Raw genomic sequence first — 14,154 nt, 5'->3', positions numbered from 1 at the left:
ACAAATGACTTACCCTATCCCCCAAATCACTACACCGGCTCGCCGTAAAGGTCAAAATCTGCCGCTTCATAAATCTTAAGATCTACAAATTCCCCAACCTTTAAATAATGCTTGGCGGCATCCACCAAAACTTCATTATCCACGTCAGGAGAGTCAAATTCCGATCGCCCGACAAAATATTTGCCTTCTTTACGGTCTATTATACAGCGTAGCGTTTCCCCCACCTTTTCTTGGTTTAATTCCCAAGAAATCTGGGATTGCAGTTCCATAATTTCGGAGGCTCTTTGTTGCTTCACCTCTTCTGGAACATCATCGTTTAATTGATAGGCATGTGTATTTTCTTCATGGCTATAGGTAAAACAACCAAGACGTTCAAAACGCATTTCTTCCACCCAGGTTTTTAGGGTTTGAAAATCTTCCTCTGTCTCCCCAGGGTAACCAACTATCAAGGTGGTCCTAATGGTCATTTCTGGTACAGCTGCCCTAAAATCGCGCAACAACTGGGTTGTTTTGGCCTGTGTAGTACCCCTGCGCATACTTTTTAAAATAGCGTCCGATATATGCTGCAATGGAATATCAAGGTAATTACACACCTTAGGCTCCCTTTTCATCACTTCCAGAACATCCATAGGAAAACCAGTAGGAAAGGCATAATGCAACCTTATCCATTCAATACCGTCTACTTTTACCAGTTCCTCCAATAATTGCGCTAAATTTCTTTTTTTATATAAATCCAGACCGTAGTAGGTTAGATCCTGCGCAATAAGGATCAGCTCCTTCACCCCTTTTGCCGCCAATTTGTTAGCTTCCTCTACCAGATCCTCTATAGGTGTACTCCTATGTTTCCCTCGCATAATTGGGATAGCACAAAAAGAGCACGGCCTATCGCAGCCTTCGGCAATTTTTAAGTAAGCATAATTCTTAGGTGTTGTAGTTAACCGTTCCCCTATAAGTTCATGCTTATAGTCGGCCCCCAATGCCTTTAACAGATTGGGCAGTTCGCTGGTACCAAAATACTCATCCACATCTGGTATTTCCTTCTGCAGATCTGGCTTATAGCGCTCACTTAAACAGCCAGTAACAAAAACTTTATCAACTTCACCGGCTTCTTTCTTTTGAACGTAATCCAATATTGTGTTTACACTCTCCTCCTTGGCATTGGCAATAAACCCACAGGTATTTATCACTACAACATTCCCTTCTTCCTCATGCACCACCTCTTTATCGTTTGCCCGTAATTGCCCCATCAACACCTCTGAATCGTATACATTTTTGGAACACCCCAAGGTTACTACATTAATCCTATTCTTCTTAAGTGACTTTGTACGCATATTTTCTAAATAAAGTGCAAAAGTACAACTTGAAAAAAGAATGTAATGATATATCTTTTTTTATTTTTTTCCGTTAATCCATTATAACCTTTTGAAATTTAAGCAACAACGCCTAATGAAAGCTAGTTTTCTAATTTCCAGTATATTCATTATCTACTGTATAATGGGATGCTCCAAAAGTAGTGATGATCAGCCACAAACGCCAAAGGAGCAAGATCTCTACTTTCCCCCCTTGCATTCAGAGGAGTGGGAAACCTCCACTATAGAAGAATTGGGCTGGAATTCTGACGCAGAACTAGCTCTCTATAACTTCCTGGAATCCAATAACACCGATGCCTTTTTATTGCTCAAGGACGGGAAAATAGCAATGGAACAGTATTTTGGAGATTTTACGGCCAACAAAAACCACTCATGGAACTCCGCCGCAAAAACCCTTACCGCCTTTACGGTAGGTGTTGCACAACAGGAAAACTTGATATCTATAGAAAAAGCTTCATCGGACTATTTGGGAAAAGGCTGGTCTTCCCTAGAGCCGGAACAAGAAGAGATGATTACCGTTAAAAACCACCTTAGCATGACCACGGGACTGGATTATACGGTTGAAAACAATTTTTGCACAGATAAGGAGTGTCTCATCTACAAGAATGACCCCAGCACCTTTTGGTATTATCACAATGCCACGTACACCCTTTTGGACAACATAATCAGTGCTGCGGTAAACAAAGATTTTAAGGACTATTTTAATGACAAGGTTCGCGATAGAATTGGAATGCAAGGGTCTTGGATAAAGACCGGCTACCTAAACCTTTATTTTAGTAATGCTCGGAGTATGGCACGTTTTGGGCTGTTAAACCTCAATAAAGGAATTTGGAACGACTCCATAATATTGAAAGATCCAGCCTATTTTGAAGCCATGACCAACACCTCGCAAAATCTAAATAAATCCTACGGTTACCTCTGGTGGCTAAATGGAAAAAGCAGTTATAAACTTCCTGGAACCGAGGACCTATATACCGGAAAACTGATACCGGATGCCCCGGACGATCTTATAGCCGGTTTAGGAGCTTTTGACCAAAAACTCTATGTGGTACCCAGCAAAGGATTGGTTATTGTAAGGCTAGGCGATTCTGCCAATGAAGAAGAATTGGGCCCCTCCTCCTTTGACACGGAATTGTGGCAAAAAATCAACGAAGTAATCAACTAATACAAAAATGAGCCGCCTCACTCCAAGGGCTGCAGCTTGATGACATTTTCCAAAAATCTAATGGTCTCAGTTTTTACAGATTCAATGTCTTTTGAGGTAATATAGGATGTCATAACATGGTTGCCTACATTGGGAAAGGCTACTTTTCGCTTCAAACTATCCTTTACCCCCAATTGATCGTACATGTCCAACATGGCAGGAACAGACACCACCCTATCTTGTTCCTCTTCATTTTTGTAATAATAGCCCAAAAATGTAGGTTGGTGAACCTGCTGAAAAACCTCTTTCTCCATTGTTTCATCCAATAAAGCCTGAAGCTGAACCAATGCCTCTACCCGATATCTCGTAGTCCAATAGCGCTTTTTAAGTGAATCGGCCTCCGACAGATAAAAGTCGCCATCCATCACAGTTCGCACTATCTGCAAACCCCAAGGCCCAGACAACAAGGGAGCAGTAGGATCATAAATTTCCACATTGGGCGAATACAGTAAAAGTGCAGCAATGTCTTTGTTCGCATGAGCCAAATACAAAGCCAGGGTACCTCCAGTTGAAGTTCCCATAATGATCACCTTTTTCCCAATTTGTTTTGCTATCGCCAAAGCCTCCTTGGCCGATTCAAAATAATCCTCGGCAGTTAAATCAAGCATGGCATTATCCTCTTCAAGGCCATGGCCTTTCAATCTAGGTAAATACACATTGGCTCCATATCGTTGCCCCAATTCCCTATGCAAGGGAGCTCCCTCCTCATGACTGGCAGACCAGCCATGAAGGTATAATATGGAATATTCTGTTACTGTAGGAAGGGAATCATACCAGATTATCCGTGAATCATTATCCGCCTTAATTTTGGTATTGGCTTCTTCCCGCCCGTAAAGATTATGTTGAAGAGTATTTAGGTCCGTTGCCACTTTGGGCAACTCCATGGTTAAATTTGGCCTCTTTACCTCCGGGCCACAGAAATAGACCACCGTTGCCAATAACAACACTAGAACTACTGCCACAAGCAATCGGCGGATCAACCTCATTCCTTATTACTAAAAAAAGAATCTACAAATTCCAACTTATTAAAAACCTGAAGGTCCTCTATACCTTCTCCAACCCCAATATACTTCACTGGAATCTGAAATTGATCGGAAATACCTATTACCACCCCTCCTTTTGCAGTCCCGTCCAATTTGGTAACCGCCAAAGAAGTAACTTCGGTAGCCTTAGTAAACTGTTTAGCTTGCTCAAAGGCGTTCTGACCAGTAGAGCCGTCCAAGACCAAAAGGACTTCGTCCGGAGTACCTTCCACCACCTTTTGCATTACACGCTTCACCTTGGTCAACTCGTTCATTAAATTAACCTTATTGTGCAACCTCCCGGCCGTATCAATAATAACCACGTCCGCATCTTGTTTAACCGCAGAGCTCAGGGTATCAAAAGCTACAGAGGCAGGATCACTGCCCATATTTTGTTTTACAATGGGAACATCCACACGATCTGCCCAAACCTGCAATTGATCAATGGCCGCGGCCCTAAAAGTATCTGCTGCACCAAGCACCACCTTTAACCCTTGCTTTTTAAATTGATAGGCCAACTTTCCTATAGTGGTAGTCTTGCCAACTCCATTTACCCCAACAACCATGATCACATAAGGCTTCCGTGATAAGGACACACTAAATTCCGTTTCATTTCCCGTATTGGTTTCAGATAAAAGACCGGCAATCTCCTCCCTTAATATGACATTAAGTTCCTGGACCCCCAAATACTTATCCTTGGACACCCTGGCTTCGATCCGATCGATAATCTTCAAGGTGGTATTTACACCAACATCAGAGGACACCAACACCTCTTCCAGATTATCCAATACATCATCGTCTACCTTTGATTTTCCAACAACAGCTTTACTTAGTTTCGACAAAAAATTGGTCTTGGTCTTCTCCAAACCCTTGTCCAAAGACTCCTTTTTTTGCGTAGAAAATATTTTTTTAAATAGACTCATATTTGCGACAAATTCCTTTTTATCAAAGATATAAAAATAAAAAAGCCACTCTCAAAAGAAAGCAGCTTTATAACCAATATATTTAGGTTATTATTTTTTATTCAACCAGTCTTTGACCATTTCTGGGCTCATTACAGACTCCATAAATGTATATGCTCCGGTTTTAGGTGACTTAACCATCTTAATGGCCTTTGTCAATCTCTTTGAACTTGTTTGTAAACTCGCTACCGTTTTCTTTGCCATGACCTATTATTTAATTTCTTTATGAACTGTCATTCTCTTCAAGATAGGATTAAACTTCTTAATTTCCATCCTATCTGGAGTGTTCTTTTTGTTTTTTGTGGTTATGTACCTAGAAGTACCTGGCATGCCAGATTCCTTATGCTCCGTACATTCCAAAATAACCTGAATTCTGTTACCTTTCTTTGCCATTATTATCTTAGTATTTCAGGATTACTTAATCAATCCTTTTTCCTTTGCTTCTTTCAAAACAACGGAGATTCCTTTTTTATTTATACTCTTTAAAGCCTTAGCGGATACCTTTAAGGTTACCCAACGGTCTTCTTCTGGAATATAGAAACGCTTTTTAGAAAGATTTACATCAAATCTTCTTCTGGTTTTATTAATCGAGAAGGAAACATTGTTCCCAAACATGGCTCTCTTTCCAGTAACATCACAAACTTTTGACATCTCTCTACTTTTATTTTGTTATAAACAGGGTGCAAATTTAAATTAATTTTATGTCACCGGCAAAATTCTTTGTCAGAATTTTAAAATTTCTTTTTGAAGCATTTCAAACGCCTTATTTACAGCCTTTTGCACAATCCTCTCACGCTGACTCCCCATAAGAAACCTTTCCACAACAGTGGCATTTGGTGATACTACGGCAATAAACACCGTTCCAACCTCTGCATCTGAGTCACCTTTTGTGGGCCCTGCGTTGCCAGTTGTGGCTATGGCAAAATCCGTTTTCAACAGGTTCTTTAAGTTAGTGGCCATCTCAACAGCCACCTCTGCACTTACTACAGAAAACCTATCTATGGTCTCCGGGGAAACATTTAGTACATCTATTTTGGTCTGTGTGGCATAACTAACCACACTACCCTTAAAATAAGCCGATGCACCGGGTATTTTGGTAATCTGCTGAGCAATCCTACCCCCAGTACAGCTTTCGGCCGTTCCCAAGGTATACCCTTTTTTGGTAAGTAATTTGGCTATTACCACCTCAACTGGCTCATCGCCTTCATCTCCATAAATAAGATCTCCCAGCGCCTTCCTAATTTTTACCGCCTCGGCATTGACCAAGGCATTTACCTCCTCACTACTACTACCCTTTCCGGTAAGCCGCAACCTAACAGATCCCAAACTAGGAAGATAAGCCAATTTCACTGCGGCAGGAAGATTGTCTTCTATAGAAGATAATTTATCCGCAAGGGCACTTTCCCCAATACCATAGGTAATAATAGTCTTATGAACTATATAGGGACGTTTAAATTCATTTATAATTCTAGGAATTACCGTTTTGCCAATCAAGTTTTTCATCTCAAAGGGCACCCCTGGCAGAGAAATAAATACTTTTCCCTCTCTTTTAACCCACATTCCGGGCGCAGTACCAAACTCGTTGTGAAGAACCTCTGCCTTGGATAGTACCAAGGCCTGGTTTTTATTTACCTGCAGTAAAGGAACCCCTAGATGCTTCTTAAAAATACCCTCTACATGAGTCAACACCTCCTTACTTTCCACAAGGGTATCATTAAAGTACTCACAAAGGGTATGTTTGGTGATATCATCTTTAGTTGGCCCTAAACCTCCGGTCATGATTATGACATCGGCTCTCGCCTCCGCCTCCCTAAGCGCCTCTTTTATATGAAGTCTCTCATCTTGAACAGAGGTGATTTGATATACAGAAACCCCTATTTTATTAAGTTCCTGCGCAATAAAAGCAGAATTGGTATCAATTATTTGGCCAATGAGGATTTCATCACCAATGGTTATAATTTCGGCAAACATTAAATCTTAAAGTCATTTTTCAGTTCAGAAACCACCTGATGCACATCTTTTTTTAACAAGGGCACCAAACGGTGTATCTCCTCCTTATTCTCCTCCTTTTTGCCCAAGGTCTCAATTTGGAGGGCAACGGCCCTGGTTTGTTCCATACCCAACAAATCCACATTGGGCTTTATCTTATGCGCCAACTTATATACACTTTCGTAATTCTTAACTTCCAATGCCCTCTCCAGCTCCTCCAAGTCTTGCGGTACCTCTTCCAAAAAGACCGCTACGACAGATTTAATGAATTCCTCATCGCCATCCGCCATCTCATTTATCTTGTCAAGATTATAGATCATCTATTTAATTTTTAGCGAGAACATTTGTTCATTCTCCAAAGTACCGGAAAGATAGTCATTTGCGTTAATTTTACCAACCCCCGCAGGTGTACCCGTAAAAATAACATCACCTTTTTTTAGAGTAAAAAACCTTGAAACATAGGATATGATCTCATCTATACCCCAAAGCATTAAACCGGTATTTCCTTGTTGAACCAAGCTATCGTTCTTCTTTAGATTAAAGTTTATATTATTTAAGTCCTTAAATTTGGTTTTCGGCAACCATTTTCCAATTACCGCCGAGCCATCAAAACCTTTTGCCTTTTCCCAAGGCAAGCCCTTTTCCTTTAATTTGGATTGTAAGTCCCTTGCAGTAAAATCTATACCGAGACCAATTTCATCATAATAGGTATGAGCAAATTTCTCATCTATATATTTGCCAACTTTTTTAATTTTCACCAACACTTCCACTTCATAGTGCACCTCAGAGGAAAACTCTGGCAAGTAAAAATCCTGTTCCTTGGGCAGTACCGCAGAATCTGGCTTAATAAACAACACTGGATCCAAAGGCCTTTCATTGTCCAATTCCTTTATATGTTCCGCATAATTACGTCCTACACAAACTATCTTCATGATTCAATAACTCTTATGGGGCCGGGAAATTGCTAATATCAAAACCCTCTCACCACACCCTCAACCTTATAATTAAAGTATATTTTTATTTTGCTTGACCTAACCCAACTTATTGTTCAATTTGCTTAATTTAATTTGAGTGAGGACCTTTTTTGTATAAAGAGGGAAATCAGCGTTCAATATCCAACCAAAGTAACCAGGTTCCTTCTCCAAGACATCATGGACTTTTTTCCCCTTGTGCTTTCCAAAAGAAAAAATCTCCTCCCCGTCTTTATTCAAGCCAATAAAACCAGCAAAATCTACCGACTGTTTTCTTGTTGTGAATTCGGATAGCTTCTTTACATTATTCTCCAATTCCGGATAGCGGTCCAATTGGGACAAAAGCACCTCATAAGTGGCAATAGTATCTGCCTCCGCACTGTGGGCGTCCACAAGGTTCTTGTCACAATAAAACTTATAGGCAGCCTCCAATGTCCTTTTTTCCATTTTATGAAAAATAGTCTGCACATCTACAGATACCGTATTTTTCATATCAAAATCGATTTCTGCACGAAGCATTTCCTCTGCCAGAAGTGGAATATCAAAACGATCCGAATTATAACCACCCAAATCACTGTCCTTTATCATGTTATATATCTCTCTGGAAAGTTGCTTAAAGGTTGGTTCATTGGCCACTTTCTCATTGGAAATTCCATGAATGGCCACCACTTCCTCGGGAATTTGCATTTCAGGATTCACCAACCACGTTTTACTCTCCTTGTTTCCGTTGGGATATACTTTTAAAATAGCTATTTCAACTATCCTATCCTTGGCCACATTGGTGCCCGTAGTTTCCAAGTCAAAAAAACATATCGGTCTTGTAAGCTTTAGCTGCATATTGTAGGTTGTTTTGTGCAAATATAGGATATACGGAAGGTAAAGAGAAAATAATAACATACTATATTCTTCACTAGCAATAGCATTTCCCCTAGAAAGAGCACCACCCCCACCATCTCTTAATACCACACCAACCTGCAAAACTTTTCACCACTACAATCTGGTATTGATTATATTGTTAAAAGCCGACCCGAATGTATAACTCAATCCAACACCAAAGCCCATCTCATAATTTGTGGCTATCTGTTTTTGTTGCAAGAGAACATCCTCCAAAGATGCGGAACCGGCCGGTAGGTTTATCTGATCTTTTATAAATTTTACATCCCCTGAAAACCTTACTGCCAGCCCTTTTAATACCCTAACGGACAACCAACTGTTCATCCGCATTCGGTTTTTACGCCAATCGTTCAAAAAACTAGATGCGGAAAGAACCGAAGATACATTGCCCCATGGCTGTCTAAATCTGACCTGCACATTAAGGGAATGATTAAATATAGACTCTTTGTCCTTCCCATATATCGTAGTCTCTATGTAGTCATTATATAAATACCCTATCTTATATGCAAAAACAATTTCGCGCCTTAGCACTTCCCTGTAAGGAAATATATTGTACTCAATTGCCGGCCTAAGATCCACTCTAAGGTCTATATTGGAATAGGTATCAAATCTTGCTCCCCCAAAAATACCTGCAGACCAATGGTCGGACAAGCTATGAACAACGCTTCCATTACCCAGGTACTTTTCTTTACTACTACTAAATTTTTCTCCGTTGTTCTCAAAATTACTAGTAAACTTATTTACCTGAACATCGGTACGTATACGCCATTTCTCAGTAACCCGATCACTTTCAAAACCCAATTCATATTCAAACTCATTTCTACTGGATTCCTTATCCAAAGCCAAAGACCCCCTAAGCTCAAAAATCCAATTGTTCCAAGGGTCATCAAAATCAATATCCAACTGCTCGGCTAGCCCCTGATTGGAAATGGAGTACACCACTTTGTCCGCCAGATCGGATTGCAACACATAACTCAGTAAACCTGTTTTTATACGGTTAAGCAATCCCTTTCTAACATCATCCGAGGTCATGCCCGCCCTTGATTCATAACTGAGCTTCTTTGAAATTCCCTCATATTGCCCATAACCCTCAAATTCCAAGTTATAGGTACGGCCTCCACTCCCATTAATAATATCATAAACAAACAAGGTTACATTGGCCAAGGCCTTATCGCGCACATGGCTGGTAAAATTAAGCTCTTGCCGAATATAATTTTTATCACAATTACAGCTCGTAAACAATTTAAGGGGTTCATTCTGAGCCAACAACGACAATGGAAACAACAATAAAACTACAAGTCTTATTGTTCCCACCATCCTTTTCGGATGTTTCATTACATTTTGGTTTTTGGTTATTTAAACCAAATATAAAGGATGATTATAACAATCCCGAAAGCACACCCACTATATAACCAAAACCCTTTGTATTGTGTTTATAAAACACAATACAAAGGGCTTTACATGTATAGAAAACTTAAACAAAGTCAGTGACCTACCAGGTGCTATACCTCCCTATTAATGTCCCAAGCTTCCAAATAATCTGCCACGGCCTTTACAAACATTCCCCCCAAAGCTCCGTTGACCACTCTGTGATCATAGCTGTGCGACAGGTACATTTTGCTTCTTATAGCGATAAAATCGCCCTCATTGGTCTCTATAACAGAAGGCTGCTTGCGAATAGCCCCTAAGGCCAGTATCCCCACTTGAGGCTGATTTATAATCGGGGTCCCAAATACACTCCCGAAGGTACCTACATTGGTCACCGTATAGGTACCATCCTTAACCTCATCTGGTTTTAGGGAATTGCTTCTAGATCTTTTGGCCAAATCGTTCACAGCCTTGGCCATTCCTACCAGATTCAATTGATCGGCATTTTTAATCACCGGAACAATTAAGTTCCCATCGGGCAATGCTGCTGCCATCCCTATATTTATATTCTTTTTCTTTATAACCGTATCCCCTTCCAGTGATATATTTATCATTGGGTATTTCTTTAAGGCAACAGCTACCGCTTCCATAAAGATAGGCGTAAAGGTAAGCTTCTCCCCTTCCCTTTTTTCAAAGGCATCCTTCACCTTTTTTCTCCAATTCACCACATTGGTCACATCTACCTCTATAAAGCTCTGCACATGGGCAGAAGTAGCCAGACTGGCATTCATGTGGTGGGCTATTAATTTTCCCATACGGGTCAATGGAATGTGCTCATCACCATTACTGGGGCGTTGCTGCACTTCCCCTACCTTTTCTTCTTCCTGCTTATTACCAACTATACCATCGTCTCCACCAATTTTGGCTATGGGCGACTCTTTGGGCATTTCCACTTTTTCGGAAATAGACATAGCGCCACCGCTCTTGCCATTGGCAATATAATCCAGAATATCATTCTTTGTTACCCTTCCTTCACTTCCAGTGCCCGTAATAGTATCGAGCTCAGCCACGGAAATCCCCTCCTGTTTGGCTATATTTTTTACCAAGGGCGAATAAAACCTATCCGTACCACTGTAATCCGATACGGGAGCAGCAACAGCATCCTTCACCTCCTTTACCGCCACCTCCAATTCCTGGGCCGCCTCTTGTGCGGGAACATCAGAAGCAGAAGCTACATTGGCCTGCACAATGCTGTCCTGGGCTACATCCGCTCCATTGACCTCTATAATAGCAACCGTCTCACCTACCTTGACAACATCATCTATATTGAATAATTTTTCCACCAAAACACCATCAACCTCACTGGGCACCTCAGAATCTACCTTATCAGTGGCAATTTCAAAAACAGCCTCATCCATCTCAATGGTATCACCAACTTCCTTAAGCCAGGAGGTAAGTGTAGCCTCAGCAACACTCTCGCCCATCTGGGGTAATTTTAATTCAAATTTTGACATATCTACACTTAAAACACTTATTATGATTAATATTTTGCAAAAATAACAAATAAATATCCATATTTTTGGTTTTTATTCATTATTTACAGCAATGCAATTTACGCTTTTAATGAATTCTCAAAAGGTATCCTATTAAGAATACTTCTTCCCAAGGTAACCTCATCGGCATACTCCAATTCGTCCCCAACGGCAATCCCCCTGGCAATGGTAGATGTTTTTATATCCAAATCCTCCAATTGCTTGTAAATATAGAAATTTGTAGTATCCCCTTCCATGGTAGAACTTAACGCAAAAACAAGTTCTTTTATTTTTCCCTCCTTAGCCTTGTCTACCAAAGGCTTTATAGTTAAATCTTGTGGGCCAACCCCTTCCATAGGTGAAATTTTTCCACCAAGCACATGGTACAACCCTTTGAACTGAGAGGTGTTTTCTATGGCCATTACATCCCTTATGTCTTCTACCACGCATACAATACTTTCATCCCTCCTAGGGTTTGAACATATCTCGCAGAGTTCGGTATCGGAAATATTATGACAACTCTTACAAAATTTGACTTTGTTTTTTAGTCCCACGAGAGCGTCGGCCAACCTTGAAGTCTGCTCCTTTGGTTGTTTTAGGAGATGCAACACCAACCGCAAGGCCGTGCGTTTGCCAATACCCGGTAGCTGCGACATCTCATAAACCGCATTTTCCAATAATTTTGAAGAAAATTCCATATCCACAAAATTACAATTTTATACCGTTATATAGCGATTCAATGTTAAAGTTAATTAGCAATCATCTAGGCCCAGCTTCCCGCCCAATGCCCTTGCATCACTATATTGATTAGGGATTTTTGTACTTTTCCGGACTAATTTATAAGAATGACCCCGACATTAATAGTAATCCTAATCCTCTGCTATTTTTTAATGCTATTGTTTATTTCCCATTATACGGGAAAAAATGATTCCAACGCCGACTTTTTCAGGGCAGGAAGGCAATCTCCCTGGTATCTGGTAGCCTTTGGTATGATAGGGGCCTCTTTGTCCGGCGTAACCTTTATTTCTGTTCCGGGGTGGGTGGGCGGGTCCCAATTTAGCTATTTGCAGGTAGTACTGGGGTATTTCGCAGGTTACCTCGTTATAGCCTATATCTTACTACCCATATACTACTCCATGAACCTTACTTCTATATATGAATACTTAGAAAATAGATTTGGAAAGGTTAGCTACAGAACAGGAGCTTTTTTCTTTTTTATCTCTCGGGTATTGGGAGCTTCCTTTAGATTATTTCTAGTGACCATAGTTTTACAACAATTTGTATTTGACGCCTGGAATGTACCCTTTGAAATTACGGTCTGTCTATCTATACTCCTAATCTGGATATACACCAACAAGGGGGGTATAAAGACCATTGTTTGGACAGATACCTTACAAACCTTTTTTATGCTACTCGCCGTTGGATTGTCTATTTATTACATCAACAGGGAACTAGGATGGAGCTTTACTGAATTTTTAAAATCCGAAGAATTAACCACATACAATAAAGTGTTGTTTACAGACAATTTCTACAGCAAGTCGCACTTCCTAAAATCCTTTATTGGAGGCATGTTCATCACCATCTGTATGACCGGCCTTGATCAAGAAATGATGCAAAAAAACCTCAGCTGTAGAAATCTTAAGGAAGCACAAAAGAATATGATTACCTTTAGTTTGGTCCTTATTCTGGTAAACTTCTTTTTTTTACTTTTAGGAGCTCTGCTTTTCATATATGCCAAAAAGGCCAACATAAGCCTCCCGACAATAGACGGCACCGCCAAGGCCGATCTTCTTTTTCCAGAAATTGCTATCAATAGTGGCCTGGAGACCACAGTAGCCATAACTTTTGTACTGGGACTCATTGCTGCGGCATATAGTAGTGCAGACAGCTCACTAACTTCCTTAACCACATCCTTTTGCCTAGACTTTTTAAATATTAATAAAAAACCAGAGAGAACCCGTAAGTCGGTTCGCAAGAAAACACACTTGGGAATGGGCCTTTTACTCATCACAGTTGTTGTGGGCTTTAAGCATGTACTGGACAAAAATGTAATAGACGGACTCCTTACGGTAGCCACCTACACCTATGGCCCTCTGTTAGGGCTTTTCACCTTTGGCATCTTCACCCAACACAAGATAAAAGACCATTATTCATGGATAACAGCATTATCCTCGGTGGCCTTGACCCTACTTATAGCCAATATTCCAACAGAGCACTTAGGTGGATACCAAGTGGGCTATGAGTTGCTCCCCATAAATGGGATTATAACCTTCTTTGGACTTTGGCTTATAAGAACAAGACCTAAAGACAAGCAACAAACCATGGCCAGTAAAATTATGAAGTCTTAAGCGCGCAGCCTTAAACACCTTTTATCGATAGAAATGCCCTTTTATCCAAGAACTATTACCCAGCTAAAAACAGGGTCTAAAATAGATCCCACACTTCTGAACAACTAGCATTAGTAAATAGCAATAAATTTAAAACATAAAACCAAAGTGTTGATTATTAGTACGTTAAATTATTTTTTTATATTATATAGACCTAATTAGAACAGAAAATCAATCTTCATAACCTCTATAACCGTGCACAAACACAGTGAATATTAAGTTAATTAACAGAAACTAAAGACTCGTATATTTTGATTATTTAAGAATAAACCTTTTATTTGTGTCAGGCATAGTTCCCCCAGTCCTATAGCCGCATTACATCAATGTTTTAAAATTTATTTTGGTTACCTACACATAAAGGTCCCAACTAGGGTTCTTTGTATGTACAATTATACCATATCATCTATACAGTTGATACAAGAAATTGGTCATTGATAGCGCTATATATTTATAGT

At 40.1% G+C, this 14,154-nt stretch carries 15 protein-coding genes; 2 read left to right on the top strand and 13 right to left on the bottom strand.

Annotated features, from left to right (window positions below; translation table 11 throughout):
- Positions 1-29: 29 nt before the first annotated feature.
- Positions 30-1,331, bottom strand: coding sequence for a 30S ribosomal protein S12 methylthiotransferase RimO (gene rimO, locus EHW67_RS20080; RefSeq protein ID WP_126164199.1), 1,302 nt, complete (start codon positions 1,329-1,331; stop codon positions 30-32).
- A 115-nt stretch (positions 1,332-1,446) separates the two neighbouring features.
- Between rimO and EHW67_RS20075 the strand changes: the two genes are divergently transcribed.
- Positions 1,447-2,535 (top strand): serine hydrolase domain-containing protein, encoded by a 1,089-nt coding sequence (locus tag EHW67_RS20075; protein ID WP_126164198.1) that lies wholly within the window; start codon positions 1,447-1,449, stop codon positions 2,533-2,535.
- A gap of 17 nt (positions 2,536-2,552) precedes the next feature.
- Here the strand turns inward: EHW67_RS20075 and EHW67_RS20070 are convergent, their stop codons facing one another.
- The 12 genes from EHW67_RS20070 to recR all read right to left on the bottom strand — a co-directional run bounded on the left by EHW67_RS20070 (position 2,553) and on the right by recR (position 12,010).
- The gene (locus tag EHW67_RS20070; RefSeq protein WP_126164197.1) at positions 2,553-3,560 is read right to left on the bottom strand and encodes an alpha/beta hydrolase; all 1,008 of its coding nucleotides are present in this window, start codon (positions 3,558-3,560) and stop codon (positions 2,553-2,555) included.
- Complete coding sequence (gene ftsY / locus EHW67_RS20065) at positions 3,557-4,519, bottom strand: signal recognition particle-docking protein FtsY (protein ID WP_126164196.1); 963 nt, start codon at positions 4,517-4,519, stop codon at positions 3,557-3,559. The genes EHW67_RS20070 and ftsY overlap by 4 nt, the downstream gene beginning before the upstream one ends.
- Before the next feature lie 90 nt (positions 4,520-4,609).
- The gene (locus tag EHW67_RS20060) at positions 4,610-4,762 is read right to left on the bottom strand and encodes a DUF4295 domain-containing protein (protein ID WP_126164195.1); all 153 of its coding nucleotides are present in this window, start codon (positions 4,760-4,762) and stop codon (positions 4,610-4,612) included.
- Between the two features lie 6 nt (positions 4,763-4,768).
- On the bottom strand, positions 4,769-4,951 hold the full coding sequence (gene rpmG / locus EHW67_RS20055; protein ID WP_031444791.1) for a 50S ribosomal protein L33: 183 nt from the start codon (positions 4,949-4,951) through the stop codon (positions 4,769-4,771).
- 21 nt (positions 4,952-4,972) lie between these two features.
- Positions 4,973-5,209: a 50S ribosomal protein L28 gene (rpmB, locus tag EHW67_RS20050; RefSeq protein ID WP_031444792.1), complete on the bottom strand. Its 237-nt coding sequence runs from the start codon at positions 5,207-5,209 to the stop codon at positions 4,973-4,975.
- A gap of 72 nt (positions 5,210-5,281) precedes the next feature.
- The gene (locus EHW67_RS20045; protein WP_126164194.1) at positions 5,282-6,529 is read right to left on the bottom strand and encodes a competence/damage-inducible protein A; all 1,248 of its coding nucleotides are present in this window, start codon (positions 6,527-6,529) and stop codon (positions 5,282-5,284) included.
- Positions 6,529-6,867, bottom strand: coding sequence for an Hpt domain-containing protein (locus EHW67_RS20040; RefSeq protein WP_126164193.1), 339 nt, complete (start codon positions 6,865-6,867; stop codon positions 6,529-6,531). The genes EHW67_RS20045 and EHW67_RS20040 overlap by 1 nt, the downstream gene beginning before the upstream one ends.
- A complete protein-coding gene (locus EHW67_RS20035; RefSeq protein WP_126164192.1) occupies positions 6,868-7,479 on the bottom strand; it encodes a fumarylacetoacetate hydrolase family protein in 612 nt (203 codons plus the stop codon).
- A gap of 99 nt (positions 7,480-7,578) precedes the next feature.
- Complete coding sequence (locus EHW67_RS20030) at positions 7,579-8,355, bottom strand: 3'-5' exonuclease (protein WP_126164191.1); 777 nt, start codon at positions 8,353-8,355, stop codon at positions 7,579-7,581.
- A 153-nt stretch (positions 8,356-8,508) separates the two neighbouring features.
- Positions 8,509-9,747 (bottom strand): DUF481 domain-containing protein, encoded by a 1,239-nt coding sequence (locus EHW67_RS20025; RefSeq protein ID WP_126164190.1) that lies wholly within the window; start codon positions 9,745-9,747, stop codon positions 8,509-8,511.
- A gap of 167 nt (positions 9,748-9,914) precedes the next feature.
- Positions 9,915-11,294 (bottom strand): dihydrolipoamide acetyltransferase family protein, encoded by a 1,380-nt coding sequence (locus tag EHW67_RS20020; protein WP_126164189.1) that lies wholly within the window; start codon positions 11,292-11,294, stop codon positions 9,915-9,917.
- A 98-nt stretch (positions 11,295-11,392) separates the two neighbouring features.
- The gene (gene recR, locus EHW67_RS20015) at positions 11,393-12,010 is read right to left on the bottom strand and encodes a recombination mediator RecR (protein ID WP_126164188.1); all 618 of its coding nucleotides are present in this window, start codon (positions 12,008-12,010) and stop codon (positions 11,393-11,395) included.
- A 147-nt stretch (positions 12,011-12,157) separates the two neighbouring features.
- Between recR and EHW67_RS20010 the strand changes: the two genes are divergently transcribed.
- Positions 12,158-13,660 (top strand): sodium:solute symporter, encoded by a 1,503-nt coding sequence (locus tag EHW67_RS20010; RefSeq protein ID WP_126164187.1) that lies wholly within the window; start codon positions 12,158-12,160, stop codon positions 13,658-13,660.
- Positions 13,661-14,154 lie beyond the last annotated feature (494 nt).

It is taken from the genome of Arenibacter aquaticus (assembly GCF_003957295.1).
Taxonomy (GTDB): Bacteria; Bacteroidota; Bacteroidia; order Flavobacteriales; family Flavobacteriaceae; genus Arenibacter; species Arenibacter aquaticus.
This window is presented reverse-complemented; position numbering and strand designations above follow the sequence as displayed.

Bases quoted from the DNA above. Each gene is read 5' to 3' on its own strand.
- rimO (WP_126164199.1), bottom strand. From the start codon at position 1,331: ATGCGTACAAAGTCACTTAAGAAGAATAGGATTAATGTAGTAACCTTG.
- EHW67_RS20075 (WP_126164198.1), top strand. From the start codon at position 1,447: ATGAAAGCTAGTTTTCTAATTTCCAGTATATTCATTATCTACTGTATA.
- EHW67_RS20070 (WP_126164197.1), bottom strand. From the start codon at position 3,560: ATGAGGTTGATCCGCCGATTGCTTGTGGCAGTAGTTCTAGTGTTGTTA.
- ftsY (WP_126164196.1), bottom strand. From the start codon at position 4,519: ATGAGTCTATTTAAAAAAATATTTTCTACGCAAAAAAAGGAGTCTTTG.
- EHW67_RS20060 (WP_126164195.1), bottom strand. From the start codon at position 4,762: ATGGCAAAGAAAACGGTAGCGAGTTTACAAACAAGTTCAAAGAGATTG.
- rpmG (WP_031444791.1), bottom strand. From the start codon at position 4,951: ATGGCAAAGAAAGGTAACAGAATTCAGGTTATTTTGGAATGTACGGAG.
- rpmB (WP_031444792.1), bottom strand. From the start codon at position 5,209: ATGTCAAAAGTTTGTGATGTTACTGGAAAGAGAGCCATGTTTGGGAAC.
- EHW67_RS20045 (WP_126164194.1), bottom strand. From the start codon at position 6,529: ATGTTTGCCGAAATTATAACCATTGGTGATGAAATCCTCATTGGCCAA.
- EHW67_RS20040 (WP_126164193.1), bottom strand. From the start codon at position 6,867: ATGATCTATAATCTTGACAAGATAAATGAGATGGCGGATGGCGATGAG.
- EHW67_RS20035 (WP_126164192.1), bottom strand. From the start codon at position 7,479: ATGAAGATAGTTTGTGTAGGACGTAATTATGCGGAACATATAAAGGAA.
- EHW67_RS20030 (WP_126164191.1), bottom strand. From the start codon at position 8,355: ATGCAGCTAAAGCTTACAAGACCGATATGTTTTTTTGACTTGGAAACT.
- EHW67_RS20025 (WP_126164190.1), bottom strand. From the start codon at position 9,747: ATGAAACATCCGAAAAGGATGGTGGGAACAATAAGACTTGTAGTTTTA.
- EHW67_RS20020 (WP_126164189.1), bottom strand. From the start codon at position 11,294: ATGTCAAAATTTGAATTAAAATTACCCCAGATGGGCGAGAGTGTTGCT.
- recR (WP_126164188.1), bottom strand. From the start codon at position 12,010: ATGGAATTTTCTTCAAAATTATTGGAAAATGCGGTTTATGAGATGTCG.
- EHW67_RS20010 (WP_126164187.1), top strand. From the start codon at position 12,158: ATGACCCCGACATTAATAGTAATCCTAATCCTCTGCTATTTTTTAATG.